This is a genomic window from Streptomyces triculaminicus (assembly GCF_017349075.1).
In the GTDB taxonomy this organism is placed as follows: Bacteria; Actinomycetota; Actinomycetes; order Streptomycetales; family Streptomycetaceae; genus Streptomyces; species Streptomyces triculaminicus.
Genome location: NZ_JAFMOF010000003.1, coordinates 803,208 through 828,249 on the forward strand (window position 1 = coordinate 803,208; position 25,042 = coordinate 828,249).

At 72.3% G+C, this 25,042-nt stretch carries 18 protein-coding genes and 1 pseudogene; 16 read left to right on the forward strand and 3 right to left on the reverse strand.

Features of this window, described 5'->3' with window-relative positions; translation table 11 throughout:
* The first annotated feature begins 16 nt into the window (after positions 1-16).
* The 6 genes and pseudogenes from miaA (at position 17) to hflX (ending at position 8,078) form a co-directional block, all read left to right on the forward strand.
* A complete protein-coding gene (miaA, locus tag J1792_RS22205; RefSeq protein ID WP_086566391.1) occupies positions 17-955 on the forward strand; it encodes a tRNA (adenosine(37)-N6)-dimethylallyltransferase MiaA in 939 nt (312 codons plus the stop codon).
* A 107-nt stretch (positions 956-1,062) separates the two neighbouring features.
* Positions 1,063-1,539, forward strand: coding sequence for a hypothetical protein (locus J1792_RS22210; protein WP_086566389.1), 477 nt, complete (start codon positions 1,063-1,065; stop codon positions 1,537-1,539).
* A 54-nt stretch (positions 1,540-1,593) separates the two neighbouring features.
* Positions 1,594-2,484 (forward strand): diaminopimelate epimerase, encoded by an 891-nt coding sequence (gene dapF, locus J1792_RS22215; RefSeq protein WP_086566437.1) that lies wholly within the window; start codon positions 1,594-1,596, stop codon positions 2,482-2,484.
* Between the two features lie 202 nt (positions 2,485-2,686).
* Positions 2,687-4,816 (forward strand): annotated as a pseudogene (locus J1792_RS22220) (RelA/SpoT family protein).
* 152 nt (positions 4,817-4,968) lie between these two features.
* A complete protein-coding gene (locus J1792_RS22225) occupies positions 4,969-6,447 on the forward strand; it encodes a M1 family metallopeptidase (protein WP_086574977.1) in 1,479 nt (492 codons plus the stop codon).
* A 137-nt stretch (positions 6,448-6,584) separates the two neighbouring features.
* Positions 6,585-8,078 (forward strand): GTPase HflX, encoded by a 1,494-nt coding sequence (gene hflX, locus J1792_RS22230; protein WP_086574979.1) that lies wholly within the window; start codon positions 6,585-6,587, stop codon positions 8,076-8,078.
* A gap of 111 nt (positions 8,079-8,189) precedes the next feature.
* Here the strand turns inward: hflX and J1792_RS22235 are convergent, their stop codons facing one another.
* A complete protein-coding gene (locus J1792_RS22235; RefSeq protein WP_207248032.1) occupies positions 8,190-9,395 on the reverse strand; it encodes a trypsin-like serine peptidase in 1,206 nt (401 codons plus the stop codon).
* Positions 9,396-9,655: 260 nt separating this feature from the next.
* Here J1792_RS22235 and J1792_RS22240 point away from each other — a divergent pair, with 260 nt between their 5' ends.
* From J1792_RS22240 to J1792_RS22255, 4 genes are all read left to right on the forward strand, one after another.
* Positions 9,656-11,227: a diaminobutyrate--2-oxoglutarate transaminase family protein gene (locus J1792_RS22240; protein ID WP_207248033.1), complete on the forward strand. Its 1,572-nt coding sequence runs from the start codon at positions 9,656-9,658 to the stop codon at positions 11,225-11,227.
* Positions 11,224-13,143 (forward strand): IucA/IucC family protein, encoded by a 1,920-nt coding sequence (locus J1792_RS22245; RefSeq protein ID WP_207248034.1) that lies wholly within the window; start codon positions 11,224-11,226, stop codon positions 13,141-13,143. The genes J1792_RS22240 and J1792_RS22245 overlap by 4 nt, the downstream gene beginning before the upstream one ends.
* Positions 13,144-13,149: 6 nt before the next feature.
* Positions 13,150-14,046 (forward strand): GNAT family N-acetyltransferase, encoded by an 897-nt coding sequence (locus tag J1792_RS22250; RefSeq protein WP_086570150.1) that lies wholly within the window; start codon positions 13,150-13,152, stop codon positions 14,044-14,046.
* Between the two features lie 133 nt (positions 14,047-14,179).
* Positions 14,180-16,156: an ATP-dependent DNA helicase gene (locus J1792_RS22255; RefSeq protein WP_086570152.1), complete on the forward strand. Its 1,977-nt coding sequence runs from the start codon at positions 14,180-14,182 to the stop codon at positions 16,154-16,156.
* A 114-nt stretch (positions 16,157-16,270) separates the two neighbouring features.
* On the opposite strand, the gene lexA is transcribed toward J1792_RS22255, so the two are convergent.
* Positions 16,271-17,056: a transcriptional repressor LexA gene (gene lexA, locus J1792_RS22260; RefSeq protein WP_086570154.1), complete on the reverse strand. Its 786-nt coding sequence runs from the start codon at positions 17,054-17,056 to the stop codon at positions 16,271-16,273.
* A gap of 659 nt (positions 17,057-17,715) precedes the next feature.
* Here lexA and nrdR point away from each other — a divergent pair.
* Positions 17,716-18,249 (forward strand): transcriptional regulator NrdR, encoded by a 534-nt coding sequence (gene nrdR / locus J1792_RS22265; protein WP_086570156.1) that lies wholly within the window; start codon positions 17,716-17,718, stop codon positions 18,247-18,249.
* A gap of 112 nt (positions 18,250-18,361) precedes the next feature.
* A complete protein-coding gene (locus J1792_RS22270; protein WP_086570158.1) occupies positions 18,362-21,238 on the forward strand; it encodes a vitamin B12-dependent ribonucleotide reductase in 2,877 nt (958 codons plus the stop codon).
* 158 nt (positions 21,239-21,396) lie between these two features.
* Here J1792_RS22270 and J1792_RS22275 read toward each other — a convergent pair whose 3' ends face one another.
* Positions 21,397-21,750, reverse strand: a complete 354-nt coding sequence (locus J1792_RS22275; RefSeq protein WP_086570160.1) for a MerR family transcriptional regulator — start codon at positions 21,748-21,750, stop codon at positions 21,397-21,399.
* Positions 21,751-21,852: 102 nt separating this feature from the next.
* On the opposite strand from J1792_RS22275, the gene J1792_RS22280 reads away from it, so the two are divergent.
* From J1792_RS22280 to J1792_RS22295, 4 genes are all read left to right on the forward strand, one after another.
* Entirely contained in the window at positions 21,853-22,638 is a 786-nt protein-coding gene (locus J1792_RS22280) for an amidohydrolase family protein (protein ID WP_207248035.1), read from the forward strand.
* Positions 22,639-22,760: 122 nt separating this feature from the next.
* Positions 22,761-23,366, forward strand: coding sequence for a YdbC family protein (locus J1792_RS22285; protein ID WP_086570164.1), 606 nt, complete (start codon positions 22,761-22,763; stop codon positions 23,364-23,366).
* Between the two features lie 108 nt (positions 23,367-23,474).
* Complete coding sequence (locus J1792_RS22290) at positions 23,475-24,134, forward strand: histidine phosphatase family protein (RefSeq protein WP_086570166.1); 660 nt, start codon at positions 23,475-23,477, stop codon at positions 24,132-24,134.
* 11 nt (positions 24,135-24,145) lie between these two features.
* Complete coding sequence (locus tag J1792_RS22295; protein ID WP_207248036.1) at positions 24,146-25,039, forward strand: ADP-ribosylglycohydrolase family protein; 894 nt, start codon at positions 24,146-24,148, stop codon at positions 25,037-25,039.
* Positions 25,040-25,042 lie beyond the last annotated feature (3 nt).

Consider the following 25,042-nt stretch of genomic DNA (forward strand, 5'->3'; position numbering starts at 1 on the left):
TTGGGACACTGATCAGGTGAGAAACGCACCCCCCGCACCCCGGGTCATCGCCGTCGTCGGTCCCACGGCGGCCGGCAAGTCCGATCTCGGCGTCGCCCTCGCCCAGCGCCTGGGCGGAGAGGTCGTCAACGCCGACTCCATGCAGCTCTACCGCGGCATGGACATCGGCACCGCCAAGCTGACCCTGGAGGAGCGGCAGGGCGTGCCGCACCACCTGCTCGACGTCTGGGACGTCACCGAGGCCGCCAGCGTGGCCGAGTACCAGCGGCTGGCCCGGGCGGAGATCGACCGCCTGCTCGCCGAGGGCCGCACCCCGGTGCTCGTCGGGGGCTCCGGGCTCTACATCAAGGGCGCCATCGACGCCATGGAGTTCCCCGGCACCGACCCGGCCGTCCGGGCCCGGCTGGAGGCCGAGCTGGAGGAGGCCGGCCCGGGCGCCCTGCACGCCCGGCTCGCCGAGGCCGACCCCGAGGCCGCCCGCGCCATCCTGCCGGGCAACGGCCGACGCATCGTGCGGGCCCTGGAGGTCATCGAGCTCACCGGACGGCCCTTCACGGCGAACCTGCCCGGCGAGACCCCCGTCTACGACGCCCTCCAGATCGGCGTCGACGTCGAGCGGCCCGAGCTGGACGAGCGGATCACCGTGCGGGTGGACCGCATGTGGGAGGCGGGGCTCGTGGACGAGGTCCGCGCGCTGGAGCGCGAAGGCCTGCGCGAGGGGCGCACGGCATCGCGCGCCCTCGGCTACCAGCAGGTGCTCGACTTCCTCGCGGGGGAGTGCACGGAGGAGGCCGCGCGGGCCGAGACCGTACGCGCCACCAAGCGCTTCGCGCGCCGTCAGGACTCGTGGTTCCGGCGGGATTCGCGGGTGAACTGGCTCAGCGGCGCGGCCGACCGGCGCGCGGAACTCCCCGGGGAAGCGCTGGCGTTGGTCGAACGGGCGATTACAGCCTGATCACGTGATGGCATCGGGACGCTCCGTACGCCGTGCGGGCCTCGTCCGACGTGCCATCATCAAGGCTCGATCGAGCCGTGAAGTGCGAGTTGGGAGGGCGCGTGGCGATGGAGGCCGGCCCTCGTGACAGACCGCAGCAGCCGCCGCGTGGGGGACACCTCCCGGCGGTGGCCGGAGGAGAGCCGGAAGCACTCACTCCGGACGGCCCGGACGACACCCTCGAGCCCGTGCCGGACGTGACGGCGCCCGCGTCGTTCCGCGAGCTGCGGCCGCCGCGCAGGCTGCGCGCCTGGCAGCTCGCGCCCATCGTCGTCCTCGCCGCCGTCGGCTCGCTGATGTTCGCCTTCCCGCTCGCCTTCGAGTTCGGCGACGGCGGCCCCGTGGTGGCCATGCTCGGCCTGCTCATCAGCTGCTGCGCCGCCGGCTGGGGCGTGATGGCGGCCCGCCGCGTCGGCTACACCTGGCCCGGCCTGCCGCCCCGCGGCTCCGGCCGCCGCCCGGACTGGCGCTACGTGGCCGCGTACGCCGCCGTGGTCGTCGTGCTGGTGGTGCTCGCCGTGTGGCGGGTGGCCCGGCTGCGCTGAGCCGCCTGAAGGCCCCGGGAGGCGTTGTCGCAGGTCCCCCGTACCATCGAAGGCGTGAGCACCGCGCAGATCGCCTTCCTCAAGGGTCACGGCACCGAGAACGACTTCGTGATCATCCCCGACTACGACGGCCGCCTCGAGCTGTCGCCCGCCGCCGTCGCCCGGCTGTGCGACCGGCGGGCCGGGATCGGGGCCGACGGCGTGCTGAGGGTGGTGCGCTCCGCCGCCCATCCCGAGGCGCTGGGCATGGCCGACGAGGCCGAGTGGTTCATGGACTACCGCAACAGCGACGGCAGCATCGCCGAGATGTGCGGCAACGGCGTCCGCGTCTTCGCGCACTACCTCCAGCGGGCGGGCCTCGTCGAGGAGGGCGACGTCGCGATCGCCACGCGTGCCGGCGTCCGCGGCGCCCACATCGCCAAGGCGGCCCCCGACGGCACCCCCGGTGAGATCACCGTCGCCATGGGCCGCGCCGTCCTGCCCGACGGCGACGTCACCGTGACCGTCGGCGAGCGCAGCTGGCCCGCCCGCAACGTCAACATGGGCAACCCGCACGCCGTCTCCTTCGTCGACGACCTCGCCGACGCCGGCCGGCTGCTCGACGCTCCCGCCGTCGCCCCGGCCGCCGCCTACCCCGACGGCACGAACGTCGAGTTCGTCGTCGACAGGGGCCCGCGCCACGTCGCCCTGCGCGTCCACGAGCGCGGCTCCGGCGAGACCCGCTCCTGCGGCACGGGCGCCTGCGCCGTCATGGTCGCGGCCGCCCGCCGCGACGGCGCCGACCCGGCCGTCCTCGGCCACCCCGTCACGTACACCGTCGACCTGCCCGGCGGCCGCCTCGTGATCAGCGAGAGCCCGGACGGCACGGTCGAGATGACCGGCCCCGCGGTGATCGTCGCGGAAGGCGTGCTGGACGCCTCCTGGTTCGTCCGGGCGACCGCCTGACGCCCCGTTCGCGGCACGATCCACGCCCCCTTCCGGCGCGTTCCGGAAGGGGCGCCGCCCTTTCCGGGAGTGGGCTCCCTCGAATGGGTGATCCGGTTCACTCTGGGCGAGAGCGGGTGAGCGGTGCGTGATGGGCTCGGTAGCATCAAGCACCGGTCTGGAGGCGTGAGCCGACCGCCGGTCGACGCTGCCGGAGGTGCCCATGAGCGCAGAGGCCACGAACGAAGGTGCTCCCGGCCGCAAGCGCGGCCGCCGCATGGATCTGAGACGGCTCGGGCGGGCGGCGCTCAGCGGATCGGGCGCCCGCGGCCGGCTCCCTGATGCCATCGACCACGTCGCCAAGGTCCACCGGGGCCATCATCCCGGCGCGGACCTCGGCATCCTGGGCCGCGCCTACGCCCTCGCCGAGACCTCCCACCGGGGCCAGACGCGCAAGAGCGGCGAGCCGTACATCACCCACCCGCTGGCCGTGACCCTCATCCTCGCCGAACTGGGCGCCGAGACCACCACCTTGACCGCCTCCCTGCTCCACGACACCGTCGAGGACACCGAGGTGACGCTCGATCAGGTGGGCGAGCAGTTCGGCGCGGAGGTGCGCTTCCTGGTCGACGGCGTCACCAAGCTGGAGAAGGTCGACTACGGGGCCGCCGCCGAGCCCGAGACCTTCCGCAAGATGCTCGTGGCCACCGGCAACGACGTCCGTGTGATGTCCATCAAGCTCGCCGACCGGCTGCACAACATGCGCACCCTCGGCGTGATGCGCCCCGAGAAACAGGCCCGCATCGCCAAGGTCACCCGCGACTTCCTGATCCCGCTCGCCGAACGGCTGGGCGTGCAGGCGCTGAAGACCGAGCTGGAGGACCTGGTCTTCGCCGTCCTCCACCCCGACGAGTACGCCCGCACCCGCGACCTCGTCCTCGCCCACGCCGGCCGCCCCGACCCCCTGCGGGCCACGGCCGCACGCGTGCGTGCCGTGCTGCGCGAGGCCGGCATCGCCGCCGAAGTCCTCGTCCGGCGCCGCCACTTCGTCTCGGTGCACCGGGTGCTCCTCAAACGCGGCGAGCCGACCGGGTCCGACCTCGGCCGGCTGCTCGTGCTCGTCGCGGAGGACGCCGACTGCTACGCCGTCCTGGGCGAGCTGCACACCTGCTTCACGCCGTTCATCTCGGAGTTCAAGGACTTCATCGCGGTCCCCAAGTTCAACCTCTACCAGTCGCTGCACACCGCCGTCGCCGGCGAGGACGGCCACGCGGCCGAAGTGCTCATCCGCACCCACCAGATGCACCGGGTCGCCGAGGCCGGCGTCATCGCCCTGGGCAACCCCTACGCCGCCCCCGAGGCCCCCGACGCCGCCGACGGCGAGCGCGCCGACCCCACCCGCCCCGGCTGGCTCTCCCGGCTGCTGGAGTGGCAGCGGGCCGCCCCGACCCCGACACCTTCTGGACCTCCCTGCGCGACGACCTCGCCCAGGACCGGGAGGTCACCGTCTTCCGGGCCGACGGCGGGACGATCGGCCTCCCGGCGGGCTCCAGCTGCGTCGACGCCGCGTACGCGCAGTACGGCGACGGAGCCCACCACTGCATCGGGGCCCGCGTCAACGGCCGGCTGGCCACGCTCAGCACGGTGCTGCGCGACGGCGACACGCTGCACCTGCTGATGTCCCCCGACACCGCCTCGGGGCCCTCCCCGACTGGCTCGAGCACGCCCGTACGCCCGCGGCCCGCATCGCCATCGACCGCTGGCTGACCGCCCATCCCGCCTCCGAGCCCGTCGCCCCGGCGCCCGCCGCGCCCCGGCCCCCGGGCCGCCCCGGCCCGCCCAGCGTTCCGGCGCGCCCGTCGCCCGCGGGCCGGTCGCCGTCGTCGCCGAGGGCGAGGCGCCGCCGGGCGGGAGCGTACGCCTGGCGGGCTGCTGCACTCCCGTACCGCCGGACGAGATCACCGGCTTCACGGTGCGCGGCGGGGCGGTCACCGTGCACCGGGCGCAGTGTCCCGTGGTCGGCCGGATGGTCGGCTCCGGCCGACAGCCCGTGCGGGTGCGCTGGAGCAGCCCGGACGTCGCCGGAACGGGCGACTACAGGGTCACACTGCGCGCCGAATCGTTCAGCAGGCCGCATCTCCTCGCCGACCTGACCGAGGTGATCGCCGCGGAGGGCGCCGCCGTCATCTCCGCCGCCGTCGAGCCGCCGCACGAACAGCGCGTCCGGCACACCTACACCCTCCAGCTGCCGGACGCGGCGCTCCTGCCGGAGCTGATCCGGGCCATGCGGCGCGTACCGGGCGTCTACGACGTCGAGCGGGCCGGCCGGGCGGTGGCCGCGGCGCCCCTGTAGACGCGAACGGGAGCGGCCTCACGCGTGCGGGGTACACCCCCTGCCCGCAGGGAGCTGATACGACACTCGTACCACCATCCGAGACGCTCGTACGGGTGGGACCGCGCCGCGCCGCCGCCGGTGGACCGCCGTGCGCTGGTAGCGGTGGACGCATGCCGTACTCACCCGGGGGCCGCTCCCCTCAGCGCCGTCAGTCCCTGCGCCGCCGTGCCGTCCTGGTCGCGGCCGCGGCCGCCCTGGTCCTCGGAGCCGCCGCGCCGCCGGGGCCGCTCGCCGTGGGAATCGGCGACCGGCTCTTCCCGCACCTGGGCAATCCCGGCTTCGACGTCGCCGCCTACGACATCTCCTTCACCTACCGGGCCAACAACCAGCCGCTCGACGCGGTGACCAGAATCGTCGCCCGCGCCACCTCCCGGCTGGAGCGCTTCAACCTGGACTTCACCCACGGCACGGTCGGCAAGGTCGAGGTCAACGGCGTCCCCGCCCAGTACGCGGCCGCCGGGGAGGACCTGGTCGTCACCCCCGCGCAGGCGCTGCCCTCCGGAGGATCGTTCACGGTCACCGTCCAGCACACCAGCGACCCGCGCGGCGAGGGCGAGGGCGGCTGGGTGCCCACCGCGGACGGCCTGGTCATGGCCAACCAGGCCGACGCCGGCCACCGCGTCTTCCCCGGCAACGACCATCCCTCCGACAAGGCGCTGTTCACCTTCCGCGTCACCGCCCCCAAGGACCTGACGGTCGTCGCCAACGGCCGGCCCGCCGGCCGCAGCACCGAAGGGGCGAACACCACCTGGGTCTACCGCACGCTCCACCCCATGGCCACCGAGCTCGCCCAGGTCGCCATCGGCCGCTCCGCCGTGCCCCAGCGCTCCGGCCCGCACGGCCTGCAGCTGCGCGACGTGGTCCCCGCGGACGACCAGAAGGAGCTCGACACCTGGACGGCGAAGACCCCCTCCCACATCTCCTGGATGGAGGGAAAGGTCGGGCAGTACCCCTTCGAGAACTACGGCGTGCTCATCGCCGGCGCCTCCACCGGCTTCGAGCTGGAGACCCAGACCCTCTCCCTCTTCGAGCGCGACCTGTTCGTCAAACCCGGCTTCCCCGCGTGGTACATCGAGTCGGTCATGGTCCACGAACTCGCCCACCAGTGGTTCGGCGACAGCGTCAGCCCCCGCGTGTGGTCCGACCTCTGGCTCAACGAAGGCCATGCCACCTGGTACGAGGCGCTGTACGCGAACGAGAAGGCGGGCCGCAGGCTGGAGGACCGCATGCGCGCCGCCTACGGCCTGTCCGACCAGTGGCGCGCCGACGGCGGACCGCCCGCCGCGCCCAAGGAGACGGTCCCCGGCAAGAAGATCAGCATCTTCCGCCCGATCGTCTACGACGGCAGCGCGCTCGTGCTCTACGCACTGCGCCAGCGGATCGGGGCGGCCGCCTTCGACCGCCTGGAGCGCACATGGGTCGCCCGCCACCGCGACTCCGTCGCCAGCACGGCCGACTTCGTCGCGCTGGCCTCCGAGGTGTCCGGCCGCGACCAGTCGGGCTTCCTGCGCCCCTGGCTGTACGGACAGAAGACCCCGCCCATGCCCGGCCACCCCGACTGGAAGGCGGCCGCCCGGAAACCCGCGTGACGGCCCGGCGGGGGCATGGGACCATCGACGGGTCGGCGAGGCCGCCGGCCCCGGGAATCTCCGGGGCGTTCCGGGCGTTGCCGACCATGAGAGCCCTCGGCACGAGGGCTGCAAGCACCGACGACGTAAAGGATCAAATGACCTCCTCTTCTTCCCTTCCCCAGGACCGGCAGAGCCTCCCGGAGAGCCTTCGGGCCGACGCCCTGATGGAAGAGGACGTCGCCTGGAGCCACGAGATCGACGGAGCGCGGGACGGCGAACAGTACGACCGCTCCGAGCGCGCGGCGCTGCGGCGTGTGGCCGGTCTGTCCACCGAGCTCGAGGACGTCACCGAGGTCGAGTACCGGCAGCTGCGCCTGGAGCGCGTGGTGCTGGTCGGCGTCTGGACGTCCGGCACGGTCCGGGACGCGGAGAACTCCCTCGCGGAGCTGGCCGCGCTCGCGGAGACCGCGGGCGCCCTCGTCCTCGACGGCGTCGTCCAGCGGCGCGACAAGCCGGACCCGGCGACGTACATCGGCTCGGGCAAGGCCCAGGAGCTGCGGGACATCGTCCTGGAGACCGGCGCCGACACCGTCGTGTGCGACGGTGAGCTCAGCCCCGGCCAGCTGATCCACCTCGAGGACGTCGTCAAGGTCAAGGTGGTCGACCGGACCGCCCTGATCCTCGACATCTTCGCCCAGCACGCCAAGTCCCGCGAGGGCAAGGCGCAGGTCTCGCTGGCCCAGATGCAGTACATGCTGCCGCGGCTGCGCGGCTGGGGTCAGTCGCTGTCCCGGCAGATGGGTGGTGGTGGCTCCGGTTCGTCCGGCGGCGGCATGGCCACCCGTGGTCCCGGTGAGACCAAGATCGAGACGGACCGGCGGCGGATCCGCGAGAAGATGGCGAAGATGCGCCGGGAGATCGCGGAGATGAAGACCGGCCGCGACATCAAGCGCCAGGAGCGCCGGCGGAACAAGATCCCGTCCGTCGCCATCGCCGGTTACACCAACGCCGGCAAGTCCTCGCTGCTCAACCGCCTCACCGGCGCGGGCGTGCTGGTGGAGAACTCCCTGTTCGCCACCCTCGACCCGACCGTGCGCCGGGCCGAGACGCCGTCGGGCCGGCTCTACACCCTCGCCGACACCGTCGGGTTCGTCCGGCACCTGCCGCACCACCTGGTCGAGGCGTTCCGCTCCACCATGGAGGAGGTCGGCGACTCCGACCTGATCCTCCATGTGGTCGACGGCTCGCACCCGGCTCCGGAGGAGCAGCTGGCCGCCGTCCGCGAGGTGATCCGCGACGTGGGCGCGCTGGACGTGCCCGAGATCGTCGTGATCAACAAGGCGGACGCCGCCGACCCGCTCGTCCTGCAGCGGCTGCTGCGGATCGAGAAGCACTCGATCGCGGTCTCGGCGCGCTCCGGGCAGGGCATCGAGGAGCTGCTCACGCTGATCGACGCCGAGCTGCCGCGGCCCGCCGTGGAGCTCGAGGCCCTCGTGCCGTACACCCACGGCTCCCTGGTCGCGCGGGCCTACGCCGACGGCGAGGTGATCTCCGAGGAGCACACCCCGGAGGGCACGCTGATCAAGGTCCGGGTGCACGAGGAGCTCGCCGCCGAGCTCCAGAAGTACGTACCCGCCGCGCGCTCCTGACCGGCGTACGCCGCGGCCGTACGCCCCTGGGCGTCGCGGCCGCGGCGAAGCGGAAGGCCCGCCCCGACAGTCGTCGGGGCGGGCCTTCGCCGTGGTGCACCTACCGCTTGGTCAGCGCTTGTTGGCGAACTTCTGGCTGAGCGCGTCGTAGACGCCCTTCGCCTCCGGGCCCAGGCGCGGGCCGGCCAGCCAGGTGCTGTTGGCCGGGCCGATCGAGGTGTTGGAGACCAGCACCGCCTTGCCGTCGGGGCCGGGGGCGAACCAGCCGCCGCCGGAGGAACCACCGGTCATCGTGCAGCCGATGCGGTACATGGTCGGCTGCGACGGCTCGATCGTCAGACGGCCCGGCTTGTCGATGCAGTCGTACATCTTCTGGCCGTCGAAGGGCCGCGCGGCCGGGTAGCCCCAGGCGCCCATGCTGCGGATGGACTTCACCTGCGGGGTGCTGAAGTCGATGGTCAGGGCGTTGCCCACCGTCTCCTCCAGGGACTTGCCGTTGCCGTTCTCGGACTTCACGTGCAGGACGGAGAAGTCGTACGGGGCGCCCGCGCCACCGGTCTCGGCGCCCTGGGTGATCCACTGACCGGACGTCTGCGCCCAGTCCGCCCACCACACGCCGTACGGCGCGACGTCCGTCACCGGCGCGCTGTTGACCTGCGCGGCCGGCAGGCCCTTGTCGTTGTACGACGGCACGAAGGCGATGTTGCGGTACCAGCCGCCCTTCTTGCCGGCATGCACGCAGTGGCCCGCGGTCCAGACCATGTTGGACTTACCGGGGTGTGCCGGGTCCTTGACGACCGTCGCCGAGCAGACCATGTGGCCCTCGGGGCTGTCGAAGAACACCTTGCCCACCGGCGCGGCGTTGTCGTGGTACGGCAGGTCGACGGCCTTGGCCTGCACCGGGCGCGGCTCGGGGTCGGTGACGCCCTGGTCGCTCGAGCCGCTGCCCGGCACCGATCCGGGGGCGCCCTGGGTGGCGAGCGTCTTGTCGCTGGAGCGCGCGTCCTTCATCGTGTCGGGCTTCCAGTGGCCCTCGATGATGGGGTTGATGAAGTCGCGGGCCTCACGGACCCACTGGTCCTTGTCCCAGTTCTTCCAGGCCCCGTCCTGCCACTTCTTCTTCCACTTCTCCAGGTCCTTGCTCGGGATTCCCTTCGGAAGGCTGGGGAGGTCGTCGCCCTTCTGGCTCGCGGCGGCGCTGGGCTTGGTGTCGCCGCCCGAGGCCTTGTCGTCGGACGGGCCGCACGCGGTGGCGGTCAGCGCCAACGAGGCGATGAGTGCGGCGGCGGCCAGGGCCGGCCGGCGTGTCGATGGCATGGAGTGGACTCCCCCTGTGATCTGTACCTGTTGCGGACGAATGCCCGCTCTGCGCGCGGACTGTTGTGAACTTGTCATGCACCGCCCCGGCGAGGGGCAGGGCCACACTATGCCGGTGCCGGGGGAGACGGGCGCGGGTGGGTCCATGGTTCCGCTGTGAAGGATCTTGAGTTCCGGCCGTGATCCGCAGCTCCCGGCGTCGTTGGTACGTACGGGGGACACACGACCGTCGTTCAGCGGCAGGAGGAGGAAACCGAGCCGTGGCCCTGACCCAACTACCGCCGCCCGTACCGTCCGCGGGCGCCCAGGCCGGCCACGAGGGCATCCTCCGGCGACAGTCGGCGCGCGAATCGGCGGCACGCACGTACGCCCGCTCGCTGCCCATCGTGCCCGTCCGCGCGCGCGGCATGACGATCGAAGGGGCCGACGGCCGCCGCTACCTGGACTGCCTCTCCGGCGCCGGAACGCTCGCCCTCGGCCACAACCACCCCGTGGTGCTCGAGGCCATCCGCTCCGTCCTGGACTCCGGCGCCCCGCTGCACGTCCTGGACCTGGCCACCCCGGTGAAGGACGACTTCACCAGCGAGCTGTTCGCCACCCTGCCGCCCGGACTGGCCGAGTCCGCCCGCATCCAGTTCTGCGGACCGGCCGGCACCGACGCCGTGGAGGCCGCGCTCAAGCTCGTACGCACCGCCACCGGCCGCGAGGGCCTGCTGGCCTTCACCGGCGCCTACCACGGCATGACGTCCGGCGCCTTGGCCGTCTCCGGCGGAGCGCCCGACGTACGGGTGACCAGACTGCCGTTTCCGCAGGAATACCGCTGCCCCTACGCGACCGGCGGCGAGGCCGGCGAGCGCCTGGCGGCCCGCTGGACCGAGAGCCTGCTGGACGATCCCGGCAGCGGAGTCCCGGCCCTGGCCGGGATGATCGTCGAACCCGTGCAGGGCGAGGGCGGGGTGCTTCCCGCCCCCGACGCCTGGCTGCGTCGTATGCGCGAGATCACCGCCGCCCGCGGCATCCCGCTGATCGCCGACGAGGTGCAGACCGGCGTCGGCCGGACCGGCGCCTTCTGGGGCGTCGAACACAGCGGGATCGTCCCCGACGTGATGGTCCTGTCCAAGGCCATCGGCGGCAGCCTCCCCCTCGCCGTCATCGTCTACCGCGACGAGCTCGACGTGTGGCGGCCCGGCGACCACGCCGGCACCTTCCGGGGCAACCAGCTGGCCATGGCGGCGGGCACGGCCACCCTGCGGTACGTCCGGGAGAACGCCCTCGCCGAGCGGGCCGCCGCACTCGGCGAGCGCATGCTGGACCGGCTGCGCCCGCTGGCCGCCGACCACGCGTGCGTGGCCGAGGTACGCGGCCGCGGGCTGATGCTCGGCGTCGAGATCGTCGACCCCGAGGCTGCGGTGCCGGGCCCCCCGGTCGGCCCCGGTGCGCCCGGATCCGTCGCTTTGAGCGCCTCCGGATCTGTCGCTTCCGGCACGTCCGGGGCCTCCGGCTCCGCACCGACCGTCCCCGGCTCGCCCGGCGCCGGCCCGTGGACCGAGCCGCTGCCCGCCGCACCCGCGCTGGCCGCCGCCGTGCAGCAGGAGTGCCTGCGCCGCGGACTGATCGTCGAACTGGGCGGACGGCACGCGTCCGTGGTCCGCCTGCTGCCTCCGCTGACCATCACCGACGAACAGGCGGAGGCCGTCCTCGACCGCCTCGCCGACGCCATCGCCGCGGCCTCGCGCACCGGCCGCCGGATCCCCACCCCCCGAACGCCGAAGGAGGCAGGCGCCGCGACCCCGGCCGGAACGCCGTCCACCCGCGCGCCGCACACCGCATGAACGCGCCCCGCCCCACCGACGCGCCCCCGGCCGGCCAGGGAACGTCCCCCACGGTGCCCCGCCCGGGCGGCCACCACGGCGAACCACCGGCGCCGGGCCCGTACCCGTCCGCCGACCCGCTGGACCACCCCGACCCCCGCGCGGCCGCCGACGCGGCGGCCGTGGAGAACCTGCTGCGCTGCTGGGTGCGCGAGAACGACATCCCCCGCCCCCACGGCGACATCCTCTACCTCCCGCTCAACGCGTCCGGGATCCCGCTGAGCGTGCCGGTGCGCTACTGGTCCCGCACCGGCTGGCACCGCTTCGGCCAGGTCACCCTCACGGGCGGCCCCGACGACGCCCCGGCCTTCGACGCCGTCACCCTGGCCGCCCTGCTCGGCCGCGAGGCCGCCCACCGCGCCGCGCAGGCCGGGCACGCCCCCGCCGACGGCGGCGCCGAACTCGTCGCCCGGGTCGCCGACTCGGCCCGCCGCACGGCCGCCTTCCTCGCCGACCGGCGTGCGAGGCCCGCCGACCCGGACGACGGGAACCTCTTCCTCCACGGCGAGCAGTCCCTGATCCTCGGGCACCCCCTGCACCCCACGCCCAAGAGCCGCGAAGGCCTCTCCGACGCCGAGGCGACCGGCTACTCACCCGAGACGCGAGGCGCCTTCCCCCTGCACTGGCTGGCCGTCCACCGCTCCGTACTGGCCGCCGACTCCGCCTGGACCGAACGGGGCCGCGCCGTCGACGCGCCCACCCTCGCCGCCCGCATCGCCGGGCACGGGCTGGAACTCACGCTTCCGGACGACACCGTCGCCCTGCCCATGCACCCCTGGCAGGCCCGCGACATCCGGCACCGCCCCGACGCGGCCCGCCTGTTCGACGCCGGACTGCTGCACGACCTCGGCGCCCACGGCGAACCCTGGTACCCCACCTCCTCCCTGCGCACCGCGCACCGGCCCGGCGCGCCCGCCATGCTGAAGTTCTCCCTCGGCCTGCGCATCACCAACTCGCGCCGGGAGAACCTCCGCAAGGAACTGCGGCGCGGCGTCGAGGTGCACCGGCTGCTGCGCAGCGGCCTCGCCGAGCGCTGGCGGGCGGCCTGCCCCGGCGGCCTCGGCTTCGACATCGTCCGCGACCCCGCCTGGCTCGCCGTCGACACCCCCGACGGCACCCCGCTTCCCGGCGTCGACGTCGTCATCCGGCACAACCCCTTCGGGCCCGGCGACGACGCCGTGTGCGTCGCCGGGCTCACCTCGCCCCGGCCCTGGCCCGGCACCGCGACCACCGCCGGCCACCCCGCCGTGAGCTCCCGCCTCTCCCGGACGATCGCCCGGCTCGCCCACCGCACGGGCCGGCCCGGGGGAGCCGTCGCCGCCGAGTGGTTCCTGCGCTACCTGGACGCGGTCGTGCGCCCCCTGCTGTGGCTCGACGGAGCGGCGGGCATCGCCCTGGAGGCCCACCAGCAGAACACCCTCGTCCTGCTCGACGCCGACGGCTGGCCGGTCGGCGGACGCTTCCGCGACAACCAGGGCTACTACTTCCGGGACTCCCACCGCGCCGCGCTCGCCCGGCTGCTGCCCACGATCGGCGAGGAGAGCGACACCTTCGTCCCCGACGCCGTCGCCGACGAAAGGTTCTTCTACTACCTCGGCATCAACAACGTCCTCGGGCTGATCGGCGCCTTCGGAGCCCAGCGCCTGGCCGACGAGGAGGTCCTGCTGGCCGCCCTGCGCCGCTTCCTCAAGGACTCCCTCTCGGGCCCTTCCCCCACGAGCTCGTCGCTTCCCCGGCACTTCCTCGAGGCGCCCGCCCTGCGGTGCAAGGCCAACCTGCTGACCAGGCTGCGCGGCCTCGACGAGCTCGTGGGGCCGGTGGACACGCAGTCCGTGTACGTGACGGTCGCCAACCCGCTCGCGGCGTCGGCGGGGTGAGGGCCGATGAGCACCGAGAGAGACGACGGCCGCATCGCCCCCGCTCCTGCCTTCGACCCGTTGACCGACCCCCTGCCGGACGTGCTGACCGGCCCTCTCATCGATCCCCTCACCGCCCCGCTGTCGGACCTGTTGGCCGGTCCGCTGTCCGATCCGTTGTCCGGTTCGCTGTCCGGCCCGCTGTGTGATCCGCTCTGTGATCCGCCGCGCGATCCGTTCGCCGGGCCGGCCGGAGCGGACATCGCCGACACGATCGAACTGCCCCTGACCGACGGACTGATCGACTTCTTCGCCCACGAACGTCAGGTCGCCGCCGGGCCGCCACCCAGGCCCGACCTCCTCGACGGCGTCGCCGGCTGGGGGGCCGTCGGCACGGAAGCGGGCCCCTTCCAGCTCGTACCGGTCGGCATCGAGCGCGACCTCCGGCTGATCGGCCAGTGGATGAACGATCCGGCAGTCGCCGCCTTCTGGGGACTGTCCGGCCCGGACGGCGTGATCGCCGGCCATCTGCGGGCACAGCTGGACGGGGACGGCCGGAGCGTCCCCTGCCTGGGAGTGCTCGGCGGCGTCCCCATGAGCTACTGGGAGGTCTACCGCGCGGACCTGGACCCCATCGCCCGCCACTACCCCTCCCGGCCGCACGACACCGGGATCCACTTCCTCCTGGGCAACGTGGCCGACCGGGGGCGGGGCCTGGGCACGCTGCTGCTGCGGACCGTCGCCGATCTCGTACTGGATCACCGGCCCTCCTGCGGCCGGGTCGTCGGCGAGCCCGACCTGCGCAACACCCCGTCCCTCGCCGCGTTCCTCGGCGCGGGGTTCCGGCTGTCCGGCGAGGTGCAGCTGCCCGACAAGCGCGCCGCCGTGATGATCCGCGACCGTGCCCTGCGCGCGGTCCTCTGACGCGGAGCGGGTGGCCGTCACCGTGGCCGGACGGCGGCGGGCGGTGATTCCACCGGGTCCCAGGGCTCTCCCGGGTGCCGGGAGGGCCGTCTCGGCCCCCGATGTCAGTGCCGCCCCGTAGGCTGACAGAGCTATGACTGCCACCTCGCCTACTCTCACCGAACTGCTGCACGCGGCCGTCTCCGCCGTCGGGGGCACCGAACGGCCCGGCCAGGTCGCGATGGCCGAAGCCGTCTCCGCGGCCATCGACGGCAATTCCCATCTGCTTGTGCAGGCGGGCACCGGCACCGGTAAGTCCCTCGGCTATCTGGTCCCGGCCCTCGCGCACGGTGAGCGGGTGGTGGTCGCCACCGCGACGCTCGCGCTGCAGCGGCAGCTCGTCGAGCGCGATCTGCCACGCACGGTCGACGCCCTGCACCCCCTGCTGCGGCGCCGCCCGGAGTTCGCCATGCTCAAGGGCCGTTCGAACTACCTCTGCCTCCACCGGCTGCACGAGGGCGTGCCGCAGGACGAGGAGGAGGGGCTGTTCGACCCCTTCGAGGCGGCGGCCCCGTCCAGCAAGCTCGGCAAGGACCTGCTGCGGCTGCGCGACTGGGCGGACGAGACCGAGACCGGCGACCGCGACGATCTCACCCCCGGCGTCTCCGACCGGGCCTGGTCGCAGGTCTCCGTGACCTCCCGGGAGTGCCTGGGCGCCTCCAAGTGCGCGTACGGCGCCGAGTGCTTCGCCGAGGCGGCCCGCGAGCGGGCCAAGCTGGCGGAGGTCGTGGTCACCAACCACGCCCTGCTCGCGATCGACGCGATCGAGGGCGCGCCGGTGCTGCCGGGCCACGAGGTGCTGATCGTCGACGAGGCCCATGAGCTGGTCTCCCGCGTCACCGGCGTCGCCACCGGCGAGCTCACCCCCGGCCAGGTCAACCGCGCGGTGCGGCGGGCCGCCAAGCTGGTGGACGAGAAGGCGGCCGACGCCCTGCAGACCGCGGCCGAGAGCTTCGAGCGGCTGATGGAGCTCGCCCTGCCGGGCCGGCTCGAGGAGATCCCCGAGGACCTGGGCTACTGCCTGATGTCCCTGCGTGACGCCGCGCGCACGGTCATCTCGGCGCTGGGCAACACCCGAGACAAGTCGGTCCAGGACGAGGACGCGGTCCGCAAGCAGGCCCTCGCGTCCGTGGAGAACATCCACGCGGTCGCCGAGCGGATCGTGGAGGGCTCCGAGTACGACGTCGTCTGGTACGAACGGCACGACCGCTTCGGCGCCTCCCTGCGCGTCGCGCCGCTGTCGGTCTCCGGGCTGCTGCGGGAGAAGCTCTTCAACGAGCGCTCCGTGGTGCTCACCTCCGCCACGCTCAAGCTGGGCGGCGATTTCAACGGCGTCGGCGCCTCCCTGGGGCTGGCCCCCGAGGGCGTCGAGGGCGATGACCTCCCGGAGTGGAAGGGCGTCGACGTCGGCTCGCCCTTCGACTACCCCAAGCAGGGCATCCTCTACGTCGCCAAGCATCTGGCGCAGCCGGGCCGCGAGGGCACCCGCGGCGACATGCTCGACGAGCTGGCGGAGCTGGTGGAGGCCGCCGGCGGGCGGACGCTGGGCCTGTTCTCCTCGATGCGGGCCGCGCAGGCGGCCGCCGAGGAGCTGCGCGGACGTCTCGACGTGCCGATCCTGCTGCAGGGCGAGGAGACGCTGGGCGAGCTCATCCGGAACTTCGCCGCCGACCCGCGTACGTGCCTGTTCGGCACCCTGTCGCTCTGGCAGGGGGTCGACGTCCCGGGGCCGAGCTGTCAGCTGGTCGTCATGGACCGGGTGCCGTTCCCGCGCCCGGACGATCCCTTGATGAGCGCCAGGCAGCGGGCTGTGGAGGAGCACGGGGGCAACGGCTTCATGGCCGTCGCCGCGACGCATGCGGCGCTGCTGATGGCCCAGGGCGCCGGCCGGCTCGTACGGGCCTCGGGGGACCGGGGCGTCGTCGCGGTGCTGGACCCCCGCCTGGCCACCGCCCGTTACGGGAGCTTCCTGCGGGCCTCGCTGCCCGACTTCTGGTACACCACGGACCGCAATCAGGCCCGGCGCTCGCTGGCCGCCATCGACACGGCGGCGAAGGCCGAGGGCCGCTAGCCGGCGGAGGGGGGCCGAGGGCCGGTCACGGGCTGACGGCAGGGGCCTCCCCGGGCAGAGAAAAGCCCCGGAACCGGCGCAGTGGTTCCGGGGCCGGTCTTCCGGCGGGTGGTGTCACACGCGCCGCAGCACCGCCACGACCTTGCCCAGGATCGTGGCGTCGTCGCCGGGGATCGGCTGGTAGGCCGCGTTGTGCGGGAGAAGCCAGACGTGGCCGTCCTCCCGCTTGAAGCGCTTGACCGTGGCCTCGCCGTCGAGCATGGCGGCCACGATGTCGCCGTTCTCCGCGACGGGCTGGCGGCGTACCGTCACCCAGTCGCCGTCGCAGATCGCGGCCTCGATCATGGAGTCGCCGACGACCTTGAGGACGAACAGCTCTCCGTCGCCCACCAGTTGGCGGGGGAGGGGGAAGACGTCCTCGACGGACTCCTCGGCCAGGATCGGGCCACCGGCGGCGATGCGGCCGACCAGGGGAACGTACGAGGCGGCGGGCTTGCCCGAGGTGTCGGTGGGCTGGGTGCTCGGCTGATCGGAGCCGCGGACCTCGTAGGCCCGGGGGCGGTGCGGATCCCTGCGGAGGAAGCCTTTCCGTTCGAGGGCCATGAGCTGGTGGGCGACGGACGAGGTGCTGGAGAGCCCCACCGCCTGGCCGATCTCGCGCATGGAAGGTGGGTATCCACGGCGCTGGACGGAATCCCGGATGACCTCGATCACGCGGCGCTGCCGGTCGGTGAGCCCGGAGCTGTCGGCCCGGATGCCCGGGGGCCGTCCGGGGAGCGAGCGGGCCGGCTTCTGCCCCTCGGCGTTCATGGCTGCGTCATTCATCGGGTGTGCCTGGTCGAGTCGGTTCTGGGAGCGGTCCTGGGCGGTGATGGTGGCGCTGTCTGCGGTGGTGGTCACGTCGGCCCCTCTCGAGATGTTCTCCCTAGCTGGACAACGGTAGTTGCTTTCGAAAGGTTGCGCCAAACACACGTTCGAGTGAAATATCGAGGATCGGCTGACGTGATCTAGGGAGAGGGTGTACCAGCGGAGATCAATTCGCCCTATTACGGTAACCTTCGGTACGAAGTCCATGGGATCGGACCCCGTGCCCGACGGCTCGGCGCCGGTCCGGTGGCGGGTGCTCCCGGGCCGGGCGGTAGCCGGACATTAGCCGATTCGGGCCCCGCCGGACGGCGCCGCGCGGGCTCGCCGCGCCATGGGTCCAGTGTGTCACCCGCACGCCTTCGGCCCGCCCCCGGGCCTCGCGCGTGGGCGCGCCTCCCGCCTCGCCGGCATGCGACACGCTGGGCGTCGGTTGGCCGCTCGGCACCAGATCTAGTGCTTTGATGGCGACGGCTACCCATAAGTTGTGGTCGGTGCCCCCTCCTGGTCATCGCCAGTGGTGTCCATCGCCTATGCTGGGGGCTGCCCGGTGAGACCTCCTGAGGGGGACCGCCGGAGCCTGAGGCGTACGCATGTGTCGGCATTTGTCGATGATCATCGGCATTCGGCGGCGTTCGTCAGCGCTTTTGGACGTTATTTCGAGGTTCCTCGAGGGTGAAGGAGGGTGGAGAGCGATGCACTGCCCCTTCTGCAGGCACCCCGACAGTCGAGTGGTCGACAGCCGGACCACCGATGACGGCTGTTCGATCCGCAGACGCCGCCAGTGCCCCGACTGCTCCCGCCGGTTCACCACCGTGGAGACCGCGTCGCTCATGGTCATCAAGCGGAGCGGGGTCACCGAGCCCTTCAGCCGCACCAAGGTGATCTCCGGAGTGCGCAAGGCATGCCAGGGGCGCCCGGTCACCGAGGACGCCCTGGCCCAGCTCGGCCAGCGGGTCGAGGAGGCGGTGCGCGCCACGGGCAGCGCCGAGCTCTCCACGCACGACGTCGGGCTCGCCATACTCGGACCGCTCAAGGACCTGGACCTCGTCGCCTATCTGCGCTTCGCGTCCGTCTACCAGGCGTTCGACTCGCTCGAGGACTTCGAGGCCGCGGTCGCGGAGCTCCGCGCCGGCCTGGACGACGGCACCGGCGACGGTTCCGTGCCGGTCGCGGCCGGCCGTGCCGCGGACGGCGCGGTTCCCGCGCCCACCCCGGCCGCCGACTAGCGGCGACCCATCAAGACCTACCCGGCGCGCTGAGCGCGGCCGGGTGACAGAACACATCGCGCCCCGGAAGAATTAGGCGCATTAGGGCGTTTTGCCCGAAGAGGGAGGCGGCATGACCGAGACGACGAGCGGCTCCGCGCGAGGTTCCCGCTCCAAGGGAAACAAGGGCGGCAAGGGGCTGCGGATCGAACGCGTCCACACCACCCCCGGCGTACACCCGTACGACGAGGTGGTCTGGGAGCGTCGGGACGTCGTCATGACCAACTGGCGCGACGGCTCGATCAACTTCGAGCAGCGTGGCGTCGAGTTCCCCGACTTCTGGTCGGTGAACGCGGTCAACATCGTCACCAGCAAGTACTTCCGCGGTGCCACCGGCTCCCCTGAGCGTGAGGCCAGCCTCCGCCAGCTGATCGACCGCGTCGTCCTCACCTACCGCAAGGCCGGTGAGGAGCACGGGTACTTCGCCTCCCCGGCGGACGCCGAGATCTTCGAGCACGAGCTGACCTACGCCCTGCTGCACCAGGTCTTCAGCTTCAACTCGCCGGTCTGGTTCAACGTCGGCACCAAGCAGCCGCAGCAGGTCTCCGCCTGCTTCATCCTCTCCGTCGACGACTCCATGGAGTCCATCCTCGACTGGTACAAGGAAGAGGGGATGATCTTCAAGGGCGGTTCCGGCGCCGGCCTTAACCTCTCCCGCATCCGCTCCTCCAAGGAGCTCCTGTCCTCCGGCGGCAACGCCTCCGGTCCCGTCTCCTTCATGCGCGGCGCCGACGCCTCCGCCGGAACGATCAAGTCGGGCGGCGCCACCCGCCGCGCGGCCAAGATGGTCGTCCTCGACGTCGACCACCCCGACGTCGAGGCCTTCATCGACACCAAGGTGAAGGAGGAGGAGAAGGTCCGCGCCCTGCGCGACGCCGGCTTCGACATGGACCTGGGCGGCGACGACATCACGTCCGTCCAGTACCAGAACGCCAACAACTCCGTCCGCGTCAACGACGAGTTCATGAAGGCCGTCGAGACCGGCTCGAAGTTCGGGCTGCGCGCCCGGATGACCGGTGAGGTCATCGAGGAGATCGACGCCAAGGGCCTCTTCCGCAAGATGGCCGAGGCCGCCTGGGCCTGCGCCGACCCGGGCATCCAGTACGACGACACGATCAACCACTGGCACACCTCGCCGGAGTCGGGCCGGATCACCGCGTCCAACCCCTGCAGCGAGTACATGCACCTGGACAACTCCTCGTGCAACCTCGCCTCCCTCAACCTCATGAAGTTCCTCCGCGACGACAACGGCAACCAGTCGTTCGACGCCGAGCGCTTCGCCAAGGTCGTCGAGCTGGTCATCACGGCGATGGACATCTCCATCTGCTTCGCCGACTTCCCGACCGAGAAGATCGGCGAGACCACCCGCGCCTTCCGCCAGCTGGGCATCGGCTACGCCAACCTCGGCGCCCTGCTCATGGCCACCGGCCACGCCTACGACAGCGACGGCGGCCGCGCCCTGGCCGGCGCGATCACCTCGCTGATGACCGGCACGTCCTACCGGCGCTCCGCCGAGCTGGCCGCGGTCGTCGGCCCGTACGACGGCTACGCCCGCAACGCCGACGCCCACCAGCGCGTCATGAAGCAGCACGCCGACGCCAACACCTCCGCCCGGCGCATGGACGACCTGGACACCCCCGTCTGGGCCGCCGCGACCGAGGCCTGGCAGGACGTGATCCGCCTCGGCGAGAAGAACGGCTTCCGCAACGCCCAGGCCTCCGTGCTGGCCCCCACCGGCACCATCGGCCTGATGATGGACTGCGACACCACGGGCGTCGAGCCGGACCTGGCGCTGGTGAAGTTCAAGAAGCTCGTCGGCGGCGGCTCCATGCAGATCGTGAACAACACGGTCCCCAAGGCGCTCAAGCGTCTGGGCTACCAGCCGGAGCAGGTCGAGGCGGTCGTCGCCCACATCGCCGAGCACGGCAACGTGATCGACGCCCCGGGCCTGAAGCCCGAGCACTACGAGGTCTTCGACTGCGCCATGGGCGAGCGCGCGATCTCCGCCATGGGCCACGTGCGCATGATGGCCGCCGCGCAGCCGTTCCTCTCGGGCGCGATCTCCAAGACCGTGAACCTGCCCGAGTCGGCCACCGTCGAGGAGGTCGAGGAGGTCTACTTCGAGGGCTGGAAGATGGGCCTGAAGGCCCTCGCGATCTACCGCGACAACTGCAAGGTCGGCCAGCCGCTCTCCGCCAAGAAGAAGGAGAAGGAGGAGGCCAAGGCTCCCGTGGCCGCCCCCGCCGTCGCGGAGAAGGTCGTCGAGTACCGCCCGGTCCGCAAGCGCCTCCCCAAGGGCCGCCCGGGCATCACCACCTCCTTCACGGTGGGTGGCGCCGAGGGCTACATGACCGCCAACTCCTACCCGGACGACGGTCTCGGCGAGGTCTTCCTGAAGATGTCCAAGCAGGGTTCGACCCTCGCGGGCATGATGGACGCCTTCTCGATCGCCGTGTCGGTGGGCCTGCAGTACGGCGTGCCGCTGGAGACCTACGTCTCGAAGTTCACCAACATGCGCTTCGAGCCGGCCGGCATGACGGACGACCCGGACGTGCGGATGGCGCAGTCGATCGTCGACTACATCTTCCGCCGCCTGGCGCTCGACTTCCTGCCCTTCGAGACCCGCTCCGCCCTGGGCATCCACTCCGCCGAGGAGCGTCAGCGCCACCTGGACACCGGTTCGTACGAGCAGGCCGACGAGGAGGTCGACGTCGAGGGTCTCGCCCAGTCGGCCCCGCGCCACGTCGAGCCCGCGAAGCCGGAGGTCCCGGCCCAGCCGGCGGCCGCCGCACCGGCCCCCAAGCAGGTCCACAACTCCACCGAGCTCGTGGAGATGCAGCTGGGCCTGAACGCCGACGCACCGCTGTGCTTCTCCTGCGGCACCAAGATGCGCCGCGCGGGCAGCTGCTACCTGTGCGAGGGCTGCGGCTCCACCAGCGGCTGCAGCTGAGTGCGAGCCCTGGGCGGGCATGAGAGTTAGGTGCTCGGAGCTTTAGGCGCTCGGAGCCCGGAGTGAGGTGTCGGCGGTTTCGCCGGCACCTCACTTCTGCGTAGGGGGCCCGTGGCTGCCGCGCAGTCGGCGCGGCACTGCCGGCACCGGCCGCGCGGCTATTCGGCGTGCTCGGCTGCCGCGATGGTGCGCTGCAGGGTGACACGAGCCTGCGCGAGTTCGTCCGCCCGCTGATCGAGACGGGTGAGCTGGGCGCGGAGCTTGTCCAGCACCCCTGGGCAGGGACGCAGCGAGCCGTCCGCGACGGAACAGGGCAGCACCTGCCGGATCAGGCTGGTGGACAGCCCGGCCGCCAAGAGGGCGCGGATCTGCCGGACTCTCTGCTCGGCGGCGTCGTCGTAGTCGCGGTATCCGTTGGCATGACGGATCGAGGCGAGAAGGCCGACGCTTTCGTAGTAGCGGAGCAAGCGCTCGCTCGTCCCGGTTCGTTTGGCCAGCTGCCCGATCAGCACTGCTTCTCCCCCGAACTTGACCTTGCCATGGTGTCAACCTTCAACGATGGGACCGGCGGCGGCATTCCGCCGCCGTCACCGCTCCTGAACAGGGGAAATTCGTTGATCATCGACGCGCACAGCCATGTCCACGACCCCGTGCACCGTCACATCGCTCTGCTGGACGAGGCGGGAGTCGACCGCGCGGTGCTCTTCGGCACCCGGCCGCACCCCGAGCGGGCCACCGATCCGGCCTCGTTCCGGCGGGAGATGCGCGTGCTGCACAAGACGGTCAGCGGGCAGTCCGGCGATCTGGACGCCCACCAGGCCGCCCAGCAGGAACTCGCAGCGGCGTGCGCCGCGTATCCCGATCGCTTCATCGGCTTCGGCAAGGTCCGCCTGGACCAGTCGGCCGAACAGATCGCGGCGGAGGTCGAGCGGGAGGTCGTCGGCCGGGGTTTTCGCGGCATCGGTGAGCTGACCCCGCCACCGGACGGGGCCGGTCGGATCGAGCCCGTTCTGCGGGCGGCCGCCGATCACGGCGGGTTGCCGGTCGTCGTGCACGGGTTCGCGCCGACCACGGCGGGAGACCTGGCGACTCTCGCCGGACTCGCGCGCCGCCACCCGGCCGTCCCCGTGGTGATCAGCCAACTCGGCGGTCTGAACTGGCTGACGGCCATCGAGCTGGCCCGGGAGACCCCGAACCTGTTCCTGGAACTGTCGACGGCCGGCGTCATCTTCGCGGTCCGGCTGGCGATCAACGAGGTACCCGACCGCACGATGTTCGGCTCGGACGCGCCCTACGGCGACCCGTCCCTCGCCCGGGCCACCGTCGAACGCGTGACCAGGCCGGGCGCGCTGCGTGATCGCGTCCTCGGCGGCACCCTCGCGGAGCTGCTTGATCTCTGACCGGGCGTGCGGTCGCGACCGTTCCGACCGCCTTGTTCCGACTGCCCTGTTTCCGACCGTCCTCCCGGGTGTACTCCTCGGGTACGTGACCCAGGCCACTGCCGGGGCCGTACGATGGGTCGGTGCTGGTCAAGTGGATTCGCTGCACCGTGGTGGACCGCCGGGGCTTCGAGCGGGGGCAGCGAAAGTGGGCGGGACTCCTGGGCGAGCCCGGATTCCGGGGGCAGGGCGGCGGCTGGAGCAGGGCCCGCCCTGACGTCGTCCATCTCTTCGGCTTCTGGGAGAACCGGGCCTTCTACGACTCCTTCATGGCGCGTTCGCACGACAGACTGGCGGCCGCGCAGGTCGGCACGTACACGGACATCCAGGTGCGGCTCTTCGAGCATCGCTTCGACGTGAAGGTCGGTTTTCAGCCACAGTTCGCGGACGCGGACGTGGTGCGGTTCGCCCACTGCCGGATCCGCGAGGAGCGCGTGGAGCACTTCACGCTCATGCAGGAGAAGGTATGGAATCCGGCGATGGCCGGATCCCCGGGAATGCTGCGGGGCGTGTTCGGGGAGGCGCCGGGTCAGGAGTTCCTGGTGCTGTCCCTGTGGAACTCCGAGGCCGAACACGGCAAGTACCGGGCCGACCGGGTCGAGCGCCTCGGCCTGCGCGCGCAGACCGAGGCCGATGTCGCGGCGATTACCGGTGACGTGGTGAAGATAGAGCAGTCCTGGACGGTGTGATCTCCGGGGCGGTCCTCGCCGCCTTCGAGGACCGTGGCGGGTACGAGGCCGACGCCGCGGGGTCGGGGGCGTGAGGCGCCCGCCCTCCGTTCGAATTAGGGTGGCTGCATGTCACGGCCCCGGCGCATCGTCCTCATCCGGCACGGAGAGTCGGAGGGAAACATCGACGACACGGTGTACGAACGGGAGCCGGACCACGCCCTGAGCCTGACGGAGGCCGGCCGCAAGCAGGCCGAGGAGGCGGGAGTCCGGCTGCGGGAGCTCTTCGGGGACGAGGAGGTCTCCGTCTACGTCTCGCCGTACCGGCGCGCCCACCAGACCCTCCAGGCGCTGGCGCTCGACCCGCGCCGCATCCGGGTCCGCGAGGAGCCGCGGCTGCGTGAGCAGGACTGGGGAAACTGGCAGGACCGCGACGACGTCCGCCGCCAGAAGGCCTACCGCGACGCCTACGGCCACTTCTTCTACCGCTTCGCCCAGGGCGAGTCGGGTGCCGATGTGTACGACCGGGTGGGTGCTTTCCTGGAGAGTCTGTGGCGCAGCTTCGACGACCCCGGCCATCCGCCGAACGTTCTCCTGGTCACCCACGGTCTCACCATGCGGCTGTTCTGCATGAGGTGGCTGCACTGGAGCGTCGCCGAGTTCGAGTCGCTGTCGAACCCCGGCAACGCCGAGACACGGATGCTGGTGCTCGGGTCGGACGGCCGCTATCACCTTGACCGGCCGTTCGAGCGCTGGTGCACCCCTGAATCGTATGGCTTCACCGGTTAGAGTTCGCTGCGATGACCGCTGACCGATTCCACCGAGCCCTCGCGAGCCTGCGAGGGCTGGCCGTGGGTGACGCCCTCGGCTCCCAGTTCTTCGTCCCCGCCAACTATCCGTCGCTCAAGCGCCACGAGCTGCCGCCGGCCCCGTGGCGCTGGACCGACGACACCGAGATGGCCTGCTCCGTGCTGGCCGTCCTCGCCGAGCACGGCCGCATCGACCAGGACGCCCTCGCGCGGTCCTTCGCCGAGCGCCACGACTTCGACCGCGGCTACGGTCCGGCGGTCAACCGGATGCTGCGCCTGGTCAGGGAGGGCGGCGACTGGCGCGAGCTGGCCGCCGGGCTCTTCAAGGGGCAGGGGTCCTGGGGCAACGGCGCCGCCATGCGCATCGCCCCGCTGGGCGCCTGGTACGCGGACGACCCCGAGCAGGCGACGCACCAGGCCGAAATCTCCGCCTACACCACCCACCAGCACCGCGAGGCCGTGGCCGGGACCATGGCGGTGGCCGCGGCGGCGGCCATCGCGGGAGACCCCTCCCGGACCGTCGCCCCCGAGGCGCTGCTGGACGGCGTGATCGCGCTGGTGCCCCGCAGCGCGGTCCACGCCGGGCTGCGCCGCGCCCGCGACATGCTCGACTACGCGGACGTGACCACGGTGGCCGCCGTGCTGGGCTGCGGGCGCCGTACCAGCGCCCATGACACGGTGCCGTTCGCGCTGTGGGCGGCGGCCCGGCATCTCGGCTCGTTCGAGAAGGCGTTCTGGACGACGGCGCGGGCCGGCGGTGACGTGGACACCACGTCCGCCATCGCCTGCGGCGTGGTCGCCGCCGCGGAACGGGGCGCTCCGCCGGAGAGCTGGCTGCGCGACACCGAGGCGCTCCCCGCCTGGCTGCCCGACGGCCCGCGCTGACCG

Coding starts and splice junctions, on each gene's coding strand:
- J1792_RS22245 (WP_207248034.1), top strand. CDS start 11,224: ATGAACGCGCCCCGCCCCACCGACGCGCCCCCGGCCGGCCAGGGAACG.
- J1792_RS22235 (WP_207248032.1), bottom strand. CDS start 9,395: ATGCCATCGACACGCCGGCCGGCCCTGGCCGCCGCCGCACTCATCGCC.
- hflX (WP_086574979.1), top strand. CDS start 6,585: ATGACCTCCTCTTCTTCCCTTCCCCAGGACCGGCAGAGCCTCCCGGAG.
- J1792_RS22255 (WP_086570152.1), top strand. CDS start 14,180: ATGACTGCCACCTCGCCTACTCTCACCGAACTGCTGCACGCGGCCGTC.
- J1792_RS22290 (WP_086570166.1), top strand. CDS start 23,475: ATGTCACGGCCCCGGCGCATCGTCCTCATCCGGCACGGAGAGTCGGAG.
- J1792_RS22225 (WP_086574977.1), top strand. CDS start 4,969: ATGCCGTACTCACCCGGGGGCCGCTCCCCTCAGCGCCGTCAGTCCCTG.
- J1792_RS22210 (WP_086566389.1), top strand. CDS start 1,063: ATGGAGGCCGGCCCTCGTGACAGACCGCAGCAGCCGCCGCGTGGGGGA.
- J1792_RS22250 (WP_086570150.1), top strand. CDS start 13,150: ATGAGCACCGAGAGAGACGACGGCCGCATCGCCCCCGCTCCTGCCTTC.
- J1792_RS22270 (WP_086570158.1), top strand. CDS start 18,362: ATGACCGAGACGACGAGCGGCTCCGCGCGAGGTTCCCGCTCCAAGGGA.
- J1792_RS22295 (WP_207248036.1), top strand. CDS start 24,146: ATGACCGCTGACCGATTCCACCGAGCCCTCGCGAGCCTGCGAGGGCTG.
- nrdR (WP_086570156.1), top strand. CDS start 17,716: ATGCACTGCCCCTTCTGCAGGCACCCCGACAGTCGAGTGGTCGACAGC.